Source organism: Hymenobacter saemangeumensis (assembly GCF_039541835.1).
Classification (GTDB): domain Bacteria; phylum Bacteroidota; class Bacteroidia; order Cytophagales; family Hymenobacteraceae; genus Hymenobacter; species Hymenobacter saemangeumensis.
The window spans coordinates 20,249-36,455 of sequence record NZ_BAABGZ010000023.1 but is presented as its reverse complement, the minus strand read 5'-3'; the positions used below and the strand labels follow the sequence as shown (position 1 = coordinate 36,455).

21 protein-coding genes are annotated in these 16,207 nt (G+C 60.0%); 10 read left to right on the top strand and 11 right to left on the bottom strand.

Features of this window, described 5'->3' with window-relative positions; translation table 11 throughout:
* Window positions 1-41 precede the first annotated feature (41 nt).
* Together ABD919_RS11275 and ABD919_RS11270 are read left to right on the top strand one after the other, a co-directional pair.
* On the top strand, window positions 42-755 hold the full coding sequence (locus ABD919_RS11275; RefSeq protein WP_345236112.1) for an RluA family pseudouridine synthase: 714 nt from the start codon (window positions 42-44) through the stop codon (window positions 753-755).
* 245 nt (window positions 756-1,000) lie between these two features.
* A complete protein-coding gene (locus ABD919_RS11270; protein WP_345236111.1) occupies window positions 1,001-1,762 on the top strand; it encodes an acyl-CoA desaturase in 762 nt (253 codons plus the stop codon).
* A gap of 57 nt (window positions 1,763-1,819) precedes the next feature.
* Here ABD919_RS11270 and ABD919_RS11265 read toward each other — a convergent pair whose 3' ends face one another.
* Window positions 1,820-2,848, bottom strand: coding sequence for a T9SS type A sorting domain-containing protein (locus tag ABD919_RS11265; protein ID WP_345236110.1), 1,029 nt, complete (start codon window positions 2,846-2,848; stop codon window positions 1,820-1,822).
* Window positions 2,849-3,107: 259 nt separating this feature from the next.
* Here ABD919_RS11265 and ABD919_RS11260 point away from each other — a divergent pair, with 259 nt between their 5' ends.
* The 4 genes from ABD919_RS11260 (at window position 3,108) to rplS (ending at window position 5,681) form a co-directional block, all read left to right on the top strand.
* Window positions 3,108-3,650 carry a 30S ribosomal protein S16 gene (locus ABD919_RS11260; protein WP_345236109.1) on the top strand — a complete coding sequence of 181 codons (543 nt, stop codon included), beginning with the start codon at window positions 3,108-3,110 and terminating at the stop codon, window positions 3,648-3,650.
* A gap of 81 nt (window positions 3,651-3,731) precedes the next feature.
* On the top strand, window positions 3,732-4,313 hold the full coding sequence (rimM, locus tag ABD919_RS11255; RefSeq protein WP_345236108.1) for a ribosome maturation factor RimM: 582 nt from the start codon (window positions 3,732-3,734) through the stop codon (window positions 4,311-4,313).
* A gap of 93 nt (window positions 4,314-4,406) precedes the next feature.
* Window positions 4,407-5,087, top strand: a complete 681-nt coding sequence (gene trmD / locus ABD919_RS11250; RefSeq protein WP_345236107.1) for a tRNA (guanosine(37)-N1)-methyltransferase TrmD — start codon at window positions 4,407-4,409, stop codon at window positions 5,085-5,087.
* Between the two features lie 213 nt (window positions 5,088-5,300).
* A complete protein-coding gene (rplS, locus tag ABD919_RS11245) occupies window positions 5,301-5,681 on the top strand; it encodes a 50S ribosomal protein L19 (protein WP_345236106.1) in 381 nt (126 codons plus the stop codon).
* 72 nt (window positions 5,682-5,753) lie between these two features.
* Here rplS and ABD919_RS11240 read toward each other — a convergent pair whose 3' ends face one another.
* Both ABD919_RS11240 and ABD919_RS11235 read right to left on the bottom strand, forming a co-directional pair.
* Window positions 5,754-6,173 carry a hypothetical protein gene (locus ABD919_RS11240; protein WP_345236105.1) on the bottom strand — a complete coding sequence of 140 codons (420 nt, stop codon included), beginning with the start codon at window positions 6,171-6,173 and terminating at the stop codon, window positions 5,754-5,756.
* Window positions 6,174-6,315: 142 nt separating this feature from the next.
* Window positions 6,316-7,023: a hypothetical protein gene (locus ABD919_RS11235; protein ID WP_345236104.1), complete on the bottom strand. Its 708-nt coding sequence runs from the start codon at window positions 7,021-7,023 to the stop codon at window positions 6,316-6,318.
* A 266-nt stretch (window positions 7,024-7,289) separates the two neighbouring features.
* Here ABD919_RS11235 and ABD919_RS11230 point away from each other — a divergent pair, with 266 nt between their 5' ends.
* The 4 genes from ABD919_RS11230 to ABD919_RS11215 all read left to right on the top strand — a co-directional run bounded on the left by ABD919_RS11230 (window position 7,290) and on the right by ABD919_RS11215 (window position 10,392).
* On the top strand, window positions 7,290-7,697 hold the full coding sequence (locus tag ABD919_RS11230) for a 6-pyruvoyl trahydropterin synthase family protein (RefSeq protein ID WP_345236103.1): 408 nt from the start codon (window positions 7,290-7,292) through the stop codon (window positions 7,695-7,697).
* Window positions 7,690-8,346 carry a GTP cyclohydrolase I FolE gene (gene folE / locus ABD919_RS11225; RefSeq protein WP_345236102.1) on the top strand — a complete coding sequence of 219 codons (657 nt, stop codon included), beginning with the start codon at window positions 7,690-7,692 and terminating at the stop codon, window positions 8,344-8,346. Before ABD919_RS11230 ends, folE begins: the two co-directional genes overlap by 8 nt.
* A gap of 346 nt (window positions 8,347-8,692) precedes the next feature.
* Entirely contained in the window at window positions 8,693-9,613 is a 921-nt protein-coding gene (locus tag ABD919_RS11220) for a TIGR01777 family oxidoreductase (RefSeq protein WP_345236101.1), read from the top strand.
* A 221-nt stretch (window positions 9,614-9,834) separates the two neighbouring features.
* Window positions 9,835-10,392: a DUF4339 domain-containing protein gene (locus ABD919_RS11215; protein ID WP_345236100.1), complete on the top strand. Its 558-nt coding sequence runs from the start codon at window positions 9,835-9,837 to the stop codon at window positions 10,390-10,392.
* 303 nt (window positions 10,393-10,695) lie between these two features.
* Here the strand turns inward: ABD919_RS11215 and ABD919_RS11210 are convergent, their stop codons facing one another.
* The 8 genes from ABD919_RS11210 to ABD919_RS11175 form a co-directional block, all read right to left on the bottom strand.
* Window positions 10,696-13,080 carry a transglycosylase domain-containing protein gene (locus ABD919_RS11210; RefSeq protein WP_345236099.1) on the bottom strand — a complete coding sequence of 795 codons (2,385 nt, stop codon included), beginning with the start codon at window positions 13,078-13,080 and terminating at the stop codon, window positions 10,696-10,698.
* Between the two features lie 209 nt (window positions 13,081-13,289).
* Complete coding sequence (locus ABD919_RS11205) at window positions 13,290-13,748, bottom strand: hypothetical protein (protein ID WP_345236098.1); 459 nt, start codon at window positions 13,746-13,748, stop codon at window positions 13,290-13,292.
* A 40-nt stretch (window positions 13,749-13,788) separates the two neighbouring features.
* Complete coding sequence (locus tag ABD919_RS11200) at window positions 13,789-14,181, bottom strand: hypothetical protein (protein ID WP_345236097.1); 393 nt, start codon at window positions 14,179-14,181, stop codon at window positions 13,789-13,791.
* Between the two features lie 144 nt (window positions 14,182-14,325).
* Window positions 14,326-14,652, bottom strand: a complete 327-nt coding sequence (locus tag ABD919_RS11195; RefSeq protein ID WP_345236096.1) for a hypothetical protein — start codon at window positions 14,650-14,652, stop codon at window positions 14,326-14,328.
* Window positions 14,652-15,155, bottom strand: a complete 504-nt coding sequence (locus ABD919_RS11190) for a hypothetical protein (RefSeq protein WP_345236095.1) — start codon at window positions 15,153-15,155, stop codon at window positions 14,652-14,654. Before ABD919_RS11190 ends, ABD919_RS11195 begins: the two co-directional genes overlap by 1 nt.
* Window positions 15,156-15,192: 37 nt before the next feature.
* Window positions 15,193-15,504 carry a hypothetical protein gene (locus ABD919_RS11185; RefSeq protein WP_345236094.1) on the bottom strand — a complete coding sequence of 104 codons (312 nt, stop codon included), beginning with the start codon at window positions 15,502-15,504 and terminating at the stop codon, window positions 15,193-15,195.
* Between the two features lie 6 nt (window positions 15,505-15,510).
* Window positions 15,511-15,732 (bottom strand): hypothetical protein, encoded by a 222-nt coding sequence (locus ABD919_RS11180; protein WP_345236093.1) that lies wholly within the window; start codon window positions 15,730-15,732, stop codon window positions 15,511-15,513.
* A 32-nt stretch (window positions 15,733-15,764) separates the two neighbouring features.
* The gene (locus ABD919_RS11175; protein ID WP_345236092.1) at window positions 15,765-16,190 is read right to left on the bottom strand and encodes a hypothetical protein; all 426 of its coding nucleotides are present in this window, start codon (window positions 16,188-16,190) and stop codon (window positions 15,765-15,767) included.
* Between the last annotated feature and the right edge of the window lie 17 nt (window positions 16,191-16,207).

The window sequence follows — 16,207 nt, the reverse complement described above, 5'->3', positions numbered from 1 at the left end:
CCGGCGCCTGCGTATCGTTATATCCCCGCTGAACCCGCTGCGTGAACCGCCCCAACATCTGGTCGGAACAGAAAGAAATACTGTTCGAAGACAACCACTTGCTCGTCATCAACAAGCCCGCCGGCATCCTGGTGCAGGGCGACGCCACCGGCGACGAGCCTCTCTCCAAAAAGGCCGCCGAGTACCTGCGGTTTAAGTACAAAAAGCCCGGCGAAGCCTTCGTCGGCGTAGCCCACCGCATCGACCGGCCGGTATCGGGTATCGTCATCCTGGCCAAAACCAGCAAGGCCCTGAGCCGTCTGAACGAGATGTTCCGCGACGACAAGATTCACAAAACCTACTGGGCCCTGACCGGCAAGCCCCCCGTGCCTGAAAGCGGCAAGCTGCTGCACTGGCTGGTGAAAGACACCGTGCGCAACGTGACCAAAGCCTACCCAACTCCCCACGCCCAGGGGCTGCGCTCCGAGCTGAACTACGAGCTGCTGGGCCCGGCCGGCAACCGCTTCCTGCTGCAGGTAAACCCCATCACGGGCCGCCCCCACCAGATTAGAACCCAGCTGGCTACCGGCCTGGGCACGCCCATCGTGGGCGACGTGAAGTACGGCTTCCTGGCGCCCCTGCCCGACGTGAGCATTGCCCTGCACGCCCGCCGCCTGCAGCTGCAGCACCCGGTCACGAAAGAGCTGATGACCTTTACCGCTCCCCTGCCCGAGGCTCCGCACTGGGACGCCGCCCGCGCTTTCGAGCTGAAGTAGCTTGAATTCAGTGAACAGTAAGCAGTAGATAGTGAGCTGTTAAACGCTATTGTAGTGGTCGGGAAGGGCGCGCCCTGTCCTGCTAACTGCTCATTGATAACTGTTCACTGATTTCATGTGCAACATTTTGGCCTTCTCGGCTTAAAGCTCGCCCCCACCCTAGCCCCGACCGTAATTTTGCATTGCAATCTGTGAACCATCCCCCGGGCATTTAGCTTGTGCGGGCAGCTCACCTCTTTTTACTTATGGCTATTCTAGTCTTTTTCGTCGCGCACTACTACCTGTCGCTGTTCACGCAAACCTTCTACCTGCACCGCTATGCAGCCCACAAGATGTTTACGATGAACAAGTTCTGGGAGAAGTTCTTCTTCCTGTTCACCTACATCTGCCAGGGCAGCTCCTTCCTCTCGCCCCGGGCCTATGCGCTGCTGCACCGCATGCACCACGCCTATTCCGACACCGAGCTGGACCCGCACTCGCCGCTGTACTCGTCGAATGCCTTTTCGATGATGTGGAAGACCAAAGACATCTACAACTCGGTGCTCAACCGCAACTATGCGCTGGCGGAACGCTTTGAAGGGGACTACCCCGAGTGGAACCTGATTGAGAAGATGGGCGACAACTGGATGTCGCGCCTGGGCTGGGGCACAGCCTACGTACTGTTCTATATCAACTTCGCCACGGCCTGGTGGCAGTACCTGCTGCTGCCCATTCACTTCCTGATGGGCCCCATCCACGGCGCCATCGTAAACTGGGGCGGCCACAAGTATGGCTACCAGAACTTCGACAACCACGACCACAGCAAGAACACCCTGGCCCTGGACTTCCTGGCCTTCGGCGAGCTGTTTCAGAACAACCACCACAAGCTGCCCATGCGCGTCAACTTCGGCGTGAAGTGGTGGGAGTTCGACCCCACCTACGTAGCCATCTGGACCCTGGACAAGGCCCGCATCATCAAGATCAAGCGCAAGAACGTGCAGCCCAAGCAAAAGGCCGTAGCCGCCTAAGCACTGCTTCTGGCATAGAAAAAGGCCTTGGCGAATTGTCAGGGCCTTTTTTATAGTCTATTGCTTTACCAGCCGGGTGTGGTAGCGCCGCCCATCCGGTGCAGTGGCCCGCAGCAGGTAATGCCCGGGAGCAAGGTGCCCGAGTTGCAGCGTGCCCACCTTCCCTTGTGGCGCTGGCAGCTGCTTTCCCAGCAGGTTATAGAGTTCCAGGCGGCAATTTTGAAAGTCGGCGCCAAGCCAGACTTCGTCGCTGGCCGGGTTAGGGTACACCTGGAAGTCCGGCAGGTCAGCTCTGCCGGCAGCGGCAGTGACTACTGCACGGAAGCGGGCCGAAGCACCCGCCTGCACCAGGGCCCGGCTGGCATCCTGCACCAGCGCGATGGCGTAGAGCCGGCGGCTGGCCCAGGCCGGGTTTTTATAAACCGTCCGCTCAATCAGCACCTCACTGCCGGCTCCTGCCCCCGGCGTAAACGCCAGAGGACTATTGCCGGTAAATGACCTGCGGAACACATCAAAATGGCGCTGTTCCCCGTTGGGGGCGGCGTAGCCCACGGTATCCTCAACCAGGGCCACATACAGATTCAGGCCGCTGTAGCTGTGTGCCGCCCGGGTAGCAATCCGGATAGTGGCCGTTATCGAGTCGGGGCCGGCAGGCCGCAGCGCTACACTTACCGCCAGCGGCGTGGTCTGGCCCTGAAAAGGCCCGAACAGCGCGGCACTGGCATAGTCCTGGGTTGCCGGAATCTCAGCTCCATTCACCACCAGCCGCGGGGTGCCCCCATACACGCCGTAGTAATTGGTGCGGGCGTCGTTTTCCGCCGTGTTCTGCTGGCTGAACACGCAGGCCCGGTAAGGGGAGCTGGGGTGGTAGGCAATGTGCAGGGCCCCGGGCTGCTGCCGCAGGTTGGCGTAAAAGCCGGGGTTGCGGCTGGCGCATACTCCACACAGGGTATTGGTAAAGTGTTCTACTACTACAGCACGGGGTACCGGCTGGGCCTTGGCCCCAAAGACCAGCAGGCATAGCTGCAGGTATAGCAGCGGCCTGGCTGCTGAAATCAACGCTGGCAGGCGGGGATACAAGGTCATAATTGCAATGCTAAAGGGTGTTTACGGGGCAGACGCCGGTGCCGGAGCTTCCTTACAGCGGGTGGGTTGAAAGTTTTTACCGGCGCGCCGGCCAGCAAATTCTGCCCATGGAGCAGGCGCTGAAGGTGAATGGGTGCCCTGAAAATGAAAATCTTGACTCACCCCCTTTCTAACCCCAGGCATTTCCCGTACCTTTGCACTCCCAAATTTTTGGAAATAACCAGACGCACGAGTTGCGTCGCACAACCAACCCCGGTTTATGGCAGTTAAAATCCGCCTCGCCCGCCGTGGCCGCAAGAAGGCCGCAATGTACGACATCGTAGTAGCCGACTCCCGCTCGCCCCGCGACGGTCGTTTCATCGAGAAACTCGGCACCTACAACCCCAACACCAACCCCGCCACCATCAACTACGACGCCGACCGCGCGTTCTACTGGATGATGACCGGCGCCCAGCCCACCGACACGGTACGTGCCATGCTCAGCTACCGCGGCGTGCTGATGCGTCGTCACCTGCAGCTCGGCGTTGATAAGGGTGCCATCACCCAGGAAGTAGCCGACCAGCGCTTCAACGACTGGAAATCCGAGAAGGATGCCAAAATCGAAAGCAAGCGCACTGGCCTGGTTGACGCCAAAGCCGATGCCCGCGCTGCCGCCCTGGCTGCCGAAACCAAGGTGAAGGAAGCCCGCGCCGAGGCCCTGCGTCAGAAGCAGGCCGCTGCCCTGGCCGCCGCCAACCCGGCTCCGGCCGCTGAGGCTGCTACCGAGGAGGCTCCCGCCACCGAAGAAGCTGCCGCCGAGTAGTCGCTGCCTTCTTGAATCTGAACTTGTTTGGGAGTTGCAGGCCGGCCGGCCGGCAGCTCCCAAACTTTTTTTAGCCTGTCCATGACCCTCGACGAAACCTATCAGCTCGGCTACATCCTCAAAACCCACGGCCTGCGCGGCTTCGTGGCCGCTCATTTTGATGCCGACGACCCCACGGCGTATAAAAAGCTCAAAACGGTGTACCTGGCCCTGCCCGGCGCGCCCAAAGCGCTGCAGCCCTACGGTGTGGAAAAAGTACAGCACCAGTCCGGTCCCCGCGTGCTGCTGAAGCTCAAGGGCATCGACCGCATTGAGGATGCCGAGCCCCTGCGCGGCGCCCAGCTCTACCTACCCCTGAGCGAGCTGCCGCAGCTGGCCGACGACCAGTTCTACTTCCACGACGTTATCGGCTTCACCGTGGTGGATGCCGAGCTGGGCGAGCTGGGCACCGTGGAAAACTTCTACGAGCTGCCCCAGCAGGACGTGCTGGCCATGCGCTACCAGGGCCAGGAAGTACTTATTCCAGTAGTCGACGAGCTCATCAGCCGCGCCGATATGGCGGCGAAGCAGATTTTTGTTACCCTGCCGGAGGGCCTGCTCGACATTTACCTTAAGCCCTCCTCCCGCGAGCGGGACGAGCCCGACGAGTTCGACGAGCCGTAATTTCTTTAGCTGTTAGCTGTTGGCTAATGGCTATTAGCTTGTTCCAGTACAATAATGCCAATAGCTATTAGCTGTTGGCTAACAGCTAATAGAATGAGAATCGACATCCTTACCTGCCTGCCGGAGCTGCTGGCCAGCCCCTTCTCCCACTCCATTGTGAAGCGGGCCCAGGACAAGGGCCTGGCCGAGATTCACCTGCACCAGCTGCGCGACAAGGCTATCAACAAGCACGGGCAGATAGACGACGCCGTGTTTGGGGGCGGGGCTGGCATGGTGCTGCGCGTGGAGCCCATCGCGGCCTGGATAGACGAGCTACAGGCCCAGCGGCCCTACGATGCCGTTATCTACCTCACCCCCGACGGCGAAACCCTGCGCCAGCCCCTGGCCAACCGACTGTCGCTGCTGCAGAACGTCATCATGCTTTGTGGCCACTACAAAGGCATCGACGAGCGAATTCGGCAGACCTACATCACCCACGAAATCAGCGTGGGCGACTACGTGCTGAGCGGGGGCGAGCTGGGCGCAGCCGTTCTCGTTGATGCCCTGGTGCGGCTGTTGCCGGGCGTGCTGGGCAACGAGGAGTCGGCATTGTCTGACTCGTTTCAGGACGACCTGCTGGCACCGCCCGTGTACACCCGCCCGGCGGAGTGGCGCGGGCAGGCCGTGCCGGAAATCCTGCTCTCGGGCAATACGCCCAAGATTGAAGAGTGGCGGCACGAGCAGGCCCTGACCCGCACCCGGCAGCGCCGCCCCGACCTGCTGGCCGGTGAATAGGGCCCGAACTTTTAATCATTCCAACCGGGTTGCAGCGTCGGTCTGTAAGGTAAAAGCAGCGACTAGGCAGCCGCTAGTATCCTGAACACAACAAAGTTCAGGCGACAATTGAGCTAAGCTCTTGCTATCCTCAACCTAAACGCCTATCTTTGCGGTCCGTTTCGTAAAAATCAATTCCAGGCGGCGGCGCCGTCTTTCGTAATTTTCCTAGTCATGAGCGTACTACTCGACTTTATCAACGCCGAATCGCAAGAGCGCCGCGCCAGCTTCCCGGACTTCGCCGCCGGCGACACCGTGAACGTGCACGTTAAAATCCGCGAAGGCAACAAGGAGCGCATTCAGCAGTTCCAGGGCGTGGTGCTGCAGCGCCGCAATCCTTCGTCGAACGGTGAAACCTTCACCGTGCGCAAGATTTCCAACCAAATCGGCACCGAGCGTATCTTCCCGCTGCTGTCGCCCAACATCGACAAAATCGAGGTAGTGCGTCGCGGCAAAGTACGTCGCGCCCGTCTGTTCTACCTGCGCGGCCTCTCGGGCAAAGCTTCCCGTATCAAGGAGCGTCGCCTCAACCAGGTAGCCAAGGCCGTAGCCTAAGCCAACCAGCATCAGCTTCAAAAGCCGGCCCCTGCAAGGGAGCCGGCTTTTTCGCGTTGCTATAAGTGTTGCTTATGCCGGGCCCATGGGCTTGTGCGACGACATATCCTGCGGAAGGCGGCCGTCGGGGGCAGGTGCACCGCTCCGCAGCTGCTCGGCTACTCCGCTCAGCACTTCGCCCAGCTTGATTACACGGGGCTGCGTGTTGCCCGTCGCAAAATTGGCGGCCAGGGAGGTGTTTGCCCCCAGGCGCTGCAACAGCTCAGCGATAAGCTGCACGTCAAGGGTGCCTCCGCCAAAGTGGGCCTTCAGGGCCTGCAGGTCCACGATAAGCTCGTGAAAAGCCGGGTTATTGGCTTCCTTGAGGTCTTCAATCCAGCGCTGAAACTTGTTGTCGAGCCCGGCACGGGCGGCTTCCTCGAACAGGTCGCCGGTCAACATTTTGACGGTTCCGTCGAGGTGAGTCTGGTGGTTTACTTCTTTCTTTTCCATAGGAAAGTAAAAATGTGGATGAGCAGGAATGTAGCTCCGCCAACGCAGGAAGCTCAACCGAGGTTAGGCCCGGGCGCAAAAAAGCCCTGCCATTAGGATGGCAGGGCTTCTTATTTGGTTTGTGGTGCCGGATTACGCTGTTCTACTCAATTTTGTTGAGGCGCTCTTTTACAGATTCCAGGGCTACGCGCATGTTGACAATGTCGGCGCGGGCGGCTTCCTGCTCCTTCAGGTTGAGGTCAATCTGGTTGTTGTACTGCAGGAGCTCGGCCGCGTTGGCCGCCAGCATCTGCTGAATTTCAACCTTGCGGGCCTTGTTCTTCTCGATGTCCTGCTTGATTTTGTTGGCCTTTTCAATGACGGCCATGTGGTTGTTCTGCGAGGTTACCAGGGCGCGCTCCGATTCAGTAATCTGAGCCACCAGGTCTTCGCGGTACATGGAACGGGCGAAGTCCTTGAGGTATTTTTCGGCCGACTTCCACTGCACCGGGGTAGCGTCTTTGCCCAGGTAGGCGTTGCCCAGGTCAATGCTCCACCATACGGTGGTGCCGGTGGGCGTAGCGTCTACCTTGCTGATAACGCGAATGGGGTTGGGTGCAATTTCCTCGATGGTAACCCCATCCATGGTGATAACGCCCTTGTTGTTTTTCACCTTGTTGCCAAACTTTTCGTTCAGCTGCTTCAGCCAGGAGGCTTCAATCTTGCGGCTGTCGAGCTGAATGCTGACACGCTGCCCTTTGCGGGGAATGTTGTTGATAGACATGTCCGCTTCATCCACGACGGATTTTTGGGCATAGCTGTTGAGTGCCGCCAGACACACCAGTAATAGCAGGAGTAAGCTTCGTTTCATTGAAATGACAAGTTGTGAGAGCATATGAAAAGGACGTATGAGGTGGGGTTAAAAACATCTACCTCTTTCCGGCTTTTCAAATTTAGCCCCAATCTTGCGCGCTTGGCAAGCAAACGCCCATTTTTTTTACTGAAAGCGCATTTTTGTTGATTAAATCATACCATAACTCGCTAACATTCTACTAGAACGCTGTTTTTACCGTATTTCTTCACAACTATGCCATTTCGGGCGCAACAAACTACCGCTGGCCGGGGTTCTAGAGCCCTATGCGAGTTACCGTTTGCCGCTCCGAGCATTTTAATGCCGCTCACCGTCTGCACAACCCTTCCTGGACCGATTCCCGGAACGAGCAGGTGTTTGGCAAGTGCAACAACCCCCACTACCACGGCCACAACTACAACCTGACCGTGCGCCTGACCGGGGAAGTTGACCCCGACACGGGCTACGTGTATGACATGAAGCGCCTGAGCGACCTTATCAAGCGCGAAGTGCTGGACCGTTTCGACCACCGCAACCTCAACCTGGACACGGAGGATTTCCGCGCCCTCAACCCCACGGCCGAACACATTGCCGTGGTTATCTGGCAGCGCCTGCGTCCCCACCTGGACGCGGCCCTTGCCCTTTCGGTTACGCTCCACGAGACGGACCGTAATTTTGTTGAATACCATGGATAGTTCTTCTTCCGGGGCCGCCGCCGACGAGCACCTGCCCGCCAGCCTGCGCACCCCCCTCCGCCCCGACGCCTTCGCCAAGTCCGACGCCGATAAAATCGCGGCCATTACGCCCCACTTCGAAGCCATTATGCAGGAGCTGGGCCTGGACCTGAGCGACGACAGCCTGGCCGGCACGCCCAAGCGGGTGGCTAAAATGTTTGTGCAGGAGTGGTTCAAGGGCCTCAACCCCGAGCACCGGCCCGATGTGAAGCTGTTTGATAACCGCTACCAGTACCAGCAGCTGCTGGTAGAGCGCGACATCACGCTGTTTTCCTGCTGCGAGCACCACTTCGTACCTATTATTGGCAAGGCCCACGTGGCCTACCTGCCGGCCAACCACGTCGTGGGCCTGAGCAAGCTCAACCGCGTGGTGCAGTACTACGCCCGCCGCCCCCAAGTGCAGGAGCGCCTCACCCGCCAGATTTCCGAGGAGCTCAAGCAAAGCCTGGGCACCGACGACGTGGCCGTGCTCATCGAAGCCGACCACCTCTGCGTGATGAGCCGCGGCGTGAACGACACCAGCAGCAGCACCATCACCAGCGAGTACAGCGGCCGCTTCGTCAGCGACCAGACCCTGCGCCAGGAGTTTCTGCGTCAGATAGGAAAGTAGGCAGCTCCTGCGAGCCGCCTGGTTAGTCGAGCCGTTTCAGAGTCAGCGTCGGACCAACAGTGTAGCGCGGACTTTTAGTCCGCGAATTGTAAAACATGCTTACGCGCGGACTGAAAGTCCACGCTACGGTACATCGACTCCAAAACCGCGCTAGCATGCCCGATAAGCAAACTTATTGGGTAGGGAGAGAAGACATAGTCCAGCGACTGTTTATACTTGCTGTCGATTGCTTTGCCCTGATGAGGCCCGCTCTCTTCTCTTCGGGATAGCATAAGCCGGAGCTGCCTCACTCCGCTCAGTGGGTCAGGTATTACCTTTGTTTGCTATTTCCCACGCTCACAAGAGAATGTCCCGCAAAGTCCTCATCACCGGTGGTACCGGCCTTATTGGTACCCGCCTTGCCGAAATGCTGATTGATAGTGGCTTCGAAGTAGCCTTGCTCAGCCGGGAGCCGGGCAAGAGCAGCCATTACCGCTCCTTCCGCTGGGACCCGGCCGCCGGCACCATCGACGAGGCCGCGGTGCCTTATGCCGACTACATCATCAACCTGGCGGGCAGCAGCGTGAGCGACGGCAAGTGGACCGACGAGCGCAAGCGCGAGATTATGACCAGCCGCCTCGGTGGCCTGGCTCTGCTGCACCGCGAGCTGAGCACCCACGGCCACCACGTGCGCGCCTTTATCTCGGCCTCGGCCATTGGTGTGTACGGCGACGCCGGCGATACGCTGGTAACCGAGGAAACCCCGCCGGGCCTGCCCACCCACGACTTCCTGGCCGATGTGGCCCACCAGTGGGAGCTGGCCGCCGAGCCCATCGCGGCCCTGGGCATCCGCACCGTCATTCCCCGCATCGGCATCGTGCTGAGCAGCGAAGGCGGCGCCCTGCCCCAGATGGCCCGCCCGGTAAAGCTGGGTGCCGGTGCCGCCCTGGGCAGCGGCAAGCAGTACATGTCCTGGGTTCACCTCGACGACCTGTGCCGCCTGTTCATGGCCATGCTGGAAGATGAGAGCTGGCGCGGCACCTACAACGCCGTAGCCCCCAACCCCGTCACCAACCAGGAATTCACCGAGGTGCTGGCCCAGGTGCTGCACCGGCCGCTGCTGCTGCCCAAGGTGCCCGCCTTCGGCCTCAAGCTGGCCCTGGGCGAGATGAGCGACATTGTGCTGGCCTCGCAGCGCGTGAGCGCGCAGAAAGTGCTGGCCCATGGCTTCCGGTTTGAGTACCCCACGCTGCAGGAGGCGCTGGAGTCGTTTTACGTGACGGAGTAAGAGTGCTCCTGCAGAACTGGTGGACATGAATTACCAGGTTCGTGATACTGGATGCCCTTCAAATGCATTGACCCTATTATAACAGAGCAATACCGGCATACTGCACTTTGCAATCTGGTTAATAGTTTAAGCCAGATTTAATACTACATCAAATAAGGGCAGCTGAATTCTGAAAAAGAGCATTTCATTGCAGGAGTTTACACTATACTTTTCCTTACTAAATGATTTCTGCAATACCTGGGCAATGGCACTACGAGGTCAATGGGAAAACCAACGGACCTGTTGACCAAACGGGACTACAAGAACTACTTAATACGCAACATATAAAAGGCAATACGCTAGTATGGCGGCCTGGCTTCGACCAGTGGATAGAGCTCCAGCAAAGCGAGTTACAGGATGTGCTTACTATCCCGCCACCCTTGTCCGGCAACCGAGTTGACAACACCATTGTCTGGATTCTGGCCTTTGCCCCCGTGCTGGGCATGGTGCTTGAATCTATTCTTGGCAGTCTTATGGTACCCCGTGAACCTGCTTTTCCGGGTGGTCCTATACCTGCCCAGCCCAGTTTAGCGTGGGTGTATTTGGCACTCAACACCGCGCTCTCCATTTGGGATGAGCGGCGGTTAAAAGCAGCCGGCTACAGCACCAGGCCCTTTGGAGGTATTTGGTTGTTTTTGGTGCCGGTTTATTTATTCAAACGGGCCAAATCCCTGCAGCAAAAGCCAAGTTATGCTTGGACTTGGGTGGCCGTACTGCTCGCCAGCATATTCATTGTCTGATGCTGAGCCCGTGACCCGGCATACGGTGTTTTACTGCCTACCAGCACTATCCGCTCCCCACTGGCGCGAGTTTAGGCGTAGCCGTAACTCGTGCCGGCCATTCGGGCGAGGCTGCGCCTCGCAATAGAACGACGGCAGCTGAACGGTCTATTAGCACTATCCCAATTTGCTGCTTCGCAGCAGTGGAGGCACAGCCTCCACACCATCGCTAGTCACGAGTTACGGCTGCGCCTAAACTCGCGCCAGTATGGCGCTCACCCTGCTCTGCGACCGCCGGCTCCAGATTCGCTCATAGAATAGCACCTAGCGCCCTGCGCTATCCGCTCCTCCCGCATTGTTCAGTCGCTCCAGCATGTCGTCGGCGGCCACGGTATCGATGGCTACGCGGCGGGGGCGGTAGTCGGCGGTGTTGCAGACGTACTTTTTCTTGATTTTATCGCTGGGCTTGGGGAAGGGGCCGTAATCGTAGCCCAGGGCTTTGTCCTGGTAGATTTTCTCCATGAAGCGGCCGAAGATGGGCAGGGCGGTGCGGCCGCCTTCGCCCTGCTGCGAGCCCTGGAAGTGAATGCTGCGGTCTTCGCCGCCCACCCACACGCCGGTGACCAGGTCCTTGGTGACGCCCATGTACCAACCGTCGGAGTAGTTGGAGGTGGTGCCGGTTTTGCCACCAATCTGGTTGTCTTTCTTCCAGAGGCCCTCGAAGTCCCACAGGCCCTGGGAAGTGCCGCCGGGCTCGTCCATGCCGCCGCGCAGCATGTAGAGCATTAGCCAGGCCGTTTCGGGCGAGATGGCGCGCTTCTGCACGGGGTCGAACTGCACGATGACGTTGCCGTTGCGGTCTTCGATGCGCGTAACGATGCGCGGCTCGGAGCGGAAGCCGTTGTTGACGAAGGTGGAGTAGGCATTCACCATCTCGTACACGCTCACGTCGCCGCCCGAGCCCAGGCCGATGCTGGGCACGGGCAGCAGCGGGGAGGTGATGCCCACCTTGTGGGCGTACTTGGCCACGTTGTCCCAGCCCACCAGCTCGGTTAGCTGGGCCGTGACGGAGTTGACGGAGCGGGCCATGGCGTGGCGCAGCGTCATGTTGATGCCGGTGTACTCGCGGGTCACGTTGTCGGGCTGCCACTGCATGGGTTGGCCGTTTTCGACGTAGTTGATGGTGATGCGCTGGTCGCGAATCCGGTCGCAGGGCGTGTAGCCGTTATCGATGGCCGTCAGGTACACGAAGGGCTTAAAGGTGGAGCCCGCCTGCCGGCGGCCCTGCTTCACGTGGTCGTACTTGAAGAAGTCGTAGTCGAGCCCTCCCACCCAGGCCTTGATGTGGCCGGTGAAGGGGTCCATGGTCATCATGCCGGCGCGCAGGAAGTGCTTGTAGTAGGCCAGCGAGTCGAGGGGCGACATCACCAGGGTGGTGTCGCCGTCGCCTTTCCAGGTAAACACCTTCATGGGGCGCTTGGCGTTCAGGGCCGAGTCGAGGCGGGCGGGCTGGCCCTTGAAGCGGTTGGCCAGCGACTTGTAGCTTTCCGTGCGCTTCATCTGGGTTTCGATAAAGCCGGGTATCTCCTTGCCTTTCTCGTCCACCCAGGGGTTGGAGCGGCGGTTGCGCCAGAAGTTGTCGAAGCTGCGCTGCAGCATTTTCATGCGGAAGTGCACCGCATCTTCGGCGTGGGCCTGCATGCGCGAGTCGATGGTGGTGTAGATGCGCAGGCCGTCGCGGTACATGTCGAAGCCATGCGCCTCGCACCACTTGTTGACGAAGCTGCTCACCGCGCCGCGGAAGTAGGTTTCGGGGCCGTCGACGTGCTTTTCAATCTGGTACTTCAGCGCAATGGGCTGCTGCTGCAGGCGCTGCGCTTCGGCTTCGGAAATAAGGTTGGCCTGGGCCATGCGCTGCAGCACCACGTTGCGGCGCTTGCGCGAGGCCTCGGGGTGGAAGCGCGGGTTGTAGGCCGTGGGGTTGTTGAGCACACCGACCAGCGTAGCCACCTGCTCGGTGCTGAGGCTGTCGGGCGAGGTGCTGAAGTAGGTTTTGGCCGCCACCTTGATGCCATAGGCCTTGGAGCCGTACTCCACGGTGTTGAGGTACATCCGCAGGATTTCCTCCTTGGTGTAGCGGCTTTCCAGCTCCACGGCCGTGAGCCACTCCTTGGTTTTGGCCACGATGAGGCTCACGCCGGGAATGTAGCCCAGGCCGCCGCGGGTTTCGCCCCGGCGGGTGTTGTAGAGGTTTTTGGCCAGCTGCTGGGTGATGGTGGAGCCGCCGCGCTTTTCGCCGCGCAGGTTGGAGGCTACGGCACCCAGCAGGGCCGTGGGGTCGATGCCGGAGTGCTCGTAGAAGCGCACGTCTTCGGTGGCCACCAGGGCCTTCACCAGCAGCGGCGACATCTTGCTCAGGGGCACGGGCACGCGGTTTTCGCGGAAGTAGCGCCCAATCATCACGCCATCGGAGGTGTAGAGCTGCGAGGCCTGCTCTACCTTGGGGTCTTCGAGGTCGGCCAGGCTGGGCGACTTGCCGAAGAGGAACATAAAGTTGGTGCTGACCAGAATGGGGTACACCAGGAACAGGATGAGGAGCAGCACGAACAGCACCCAGGCCCAGCGCACCAGGCGGCGGGGCCAGCGGCGGCGCGGCGCGGCAGGCGAAGTCGATTTAGCTTTGGAAGTCGGCGGTTGAAATTCGGCCATGCAAGGCAGGAAGTAGAAAGCGAGGCCGCAGCCCCGTCGCGCGGTAGAGCAAATATACCAGCCGCCCGCCCCAAGTTGCACGAAAGGCAGTTCTTCCCCGTTCCGTCAAGAGTCCGTTGGGGACCTATACCGCCGTGATTTAGTTAAAAGTTAAAAACAGATGGCCTGCTTTTTAACTTTTAACTCTCAACTTTTAACTGAAAAAATGTCTACTGCCGCGAGCGGGCAGCCTGCAGGGCCTGGTGGTGCACGTTGCGCCGGGCCTTGACGCGGCGGCGCTGCCAGCGCCAGGCCAGCTCGGCCAGGGCCGTCAGGATAATGCCCAGGCCCAGGAAATAGCTCCCGTGCAGCATGCGCACCTGCCCCATGGTGGGCGACTCAAACTCGCGGAACAGCAGCAGTCCCCAGAGCTCATCGATGAGGGTAAACCCCCACACAACCACGGCAAAGCGGCGCTCGGGCCGGCCCAGCACCAGGTGCCAGTGCAGGGCGTAGAGCACCACGCCGGGCAGGGCCGTGAGCAGGGCCAGGGGTACGGCCTTTATCAGCGGGAGGCCCAATACCACAATGGTCAGGGTTTCTTTCGCCACCTGCAGGGCCGCCAGGGCCCGGCCAAAGCGCGAAAGCTTGGGAGGCTGCGGCAGGGCATGCGAATGGGAATGAGGCATGGCACGGGCTCGTAAAGTGACGAAGCTGTTGCCAATATACTCAGTAGCGCCGTGTTCGGATACGGGTAGCCTGGCAGCGCCAGGTGAGCAGCACAATCAACAAGCCTTTTGCTGAGTCCAGCAGCAGGTGCTCGGGCCGGCCAAATCGGAAGTAAATACCCCGCCCGACGGCCACCCACCATAGCCCCAAAAGGTAGCACAGCGGGGCGTAGCGGGGCCAGCGGTTCCAGAGCTGTAGAAATGCCATGCCCGCCACCAGGGCCGCCAGCAACAGCAGCCAGGCCAGCGCATCACTTAGCATCAGGGCCTCGGCAGAGTAGAGAATACCAAGCTTACCCAGCGTATAGGCTGGCGCAAAGAACACCCCGGCAGCCAGACCCAGCTCGGTTAGCGCGGCCAGAAACAACACCAATAGAAGCAGCGGACGGGCCATGGCGAAGCAAAGGAAGAAGCCACTGCCAAATGTTGAATTTTGCCAAGGCCACCTGCATTACAAATCTAGCCTGTTGATTTCAATTATTGAAGCCAGCTAGCCACTTACGCCAACAATCACACCGCTTGCAACCAAGTTATTAAGCTATGCAAATAGCACCATTCCGCCAATAAAGACCACCAGCCACAGCAGCACCAGTACGCCGACGGCGCCGATATACGCCATTGCGGCCAGCACCTGCAGCCAGTGGGGAAGGGCCCAGCGCTGCAGCCACTGCCAGCCCAGCAATGCCAGCTGCGGCAGCAAGGCCAGGGTGAGCAGCCAGAGGCTGCATTGCAGCACCGCACTGGCCCGGGGGGTGTTGGCCCATATTTCCTGCCTCCAGCACAAATTCACTGCGCAGAGCACCCAGCCGATACCGGCCAGCCACAGGCGCCGGGGCACGGCGGGCAGAGGAGCAACCCAGCCCATCAGGCCGCGGCGGGCAAGCCGATGCGCTGCCGCAGCCGGTCTACGCGCTCGGTGGCGTATTCCCCTAGTCGCCAGTGCCGAATGGGATGGGTTTGCCGTCCGCGGTGAAAGTGGCGGCGCAGCTCGGGCCACAGCTCGGGCGTGAGCACGGCGAAGGCCAGAAAGCCCAGGCAGGTGATGGACCAGTCGCCGTTGCCCAGCATAAAGGCTTTGAGCTTGAGCTCGTCTTCCGGGGTCATGTCGTAGCCCAGCACCACGTGCTTGAGGTCGTGGTCTTCGTACTGCGGAATCAACTGCAGCTGGTGCTGCTGCAGGCAGTCGGCCACGCCCCGGCCCAGGGTGCCTTCGGGTAGGCTTTGCAGGTAGCTGAGCTGGGTTTGGGCCTGCTCGGTGCCGTAGAGGCGCCGGAAAATCGGAATCAGAAAGGAGGTGCGGGCGTGCACTACTACCTGCCGGGCCAGGCGCTGGTAGGCATTAAGACGGGGCTGAACAAGGCTTGACATGGGAAGTGATGAGAAAAAAAGAGAAAAAGAGGTTGACTTAAAACTGAAGGCCGCCGCCCGCGGCAAACAGGGAGCCGAGCATGTGCCAGGCATTCAGCCATAGCCCAAGGGCGAACGTCAGGTAGGCCCAGAAGTCCCAGGGCCGCCGGGGGGCGCCATTGCGGCAAAAAGCATACACCCGGTTTATCCCAAAGGCCAGCCAGCAAGGAATGCCCAGGGCAACCCCTAGCGCGATTATGCCAGCCAGCGTACCGGTCTGCGGCCCATCAACTGCCGCTACCAGCGCCACCCCGAGGATTACCCAGGCGCCCACGGCCACCACGACCAGCACTAAGCGCAGGGCTTTCATGACTACTCAGCGCTTTGACCAGAGCAGCATGATTTGCACGAAGGCCAGCAGCAGCAGGGCTATCAGCAGTGCGGCACCGGGCAGCACGCCGCGCAACAGGCGGTGGCGGCGCTGCGAAGGTGTAGGGGCCCGCTCCTGCCAGGTAAGCAGGAAGCCCAGGGCGGCTACGTCGCCGGCACAAAACAGCAGACCAAAAAAAGCAAGGACGAATTGCGGAAGCTCAATCATGTAATAAATTGTATCGTAAGGTGATTTTCTTTTTAATCCCATCGTTGCCCCCGGCTGGTCCCCACGCTGAGGAGGCAGGCCAGCACGATAAGGCAGGTAACTGCAATCCACGCCACCCTTTGTACCCTGAGCATGCACCACCAGATTTGCGCGAGACGCATTTGCTGGCTGGTCGAGCGGGCCAGGCCCTGTAGGTACGCTTGCCGAAAGCCGGCATAAGCACCCATAAAAAACACCAGCCCAGCAATGAGAATGCCCAGGGTAATGAGCTTGGTAAACTCCCGGGCTCGGGCGCCTTCCACGCTTATCTGGGAATCTCCCAGCCCGTAGATAAAGGCCAGCCCGTCCTGCCGGGCCAAATCCCAAAGCAGCCAGGCGGTGGCGGTACAGAGGCAAGCCAGGCCCACACTTTTTACTAACGCCCAAACGAGCGAGGGCCGGTTTTCAGGAGTCTCCATGTTGTGTTAACTGGATT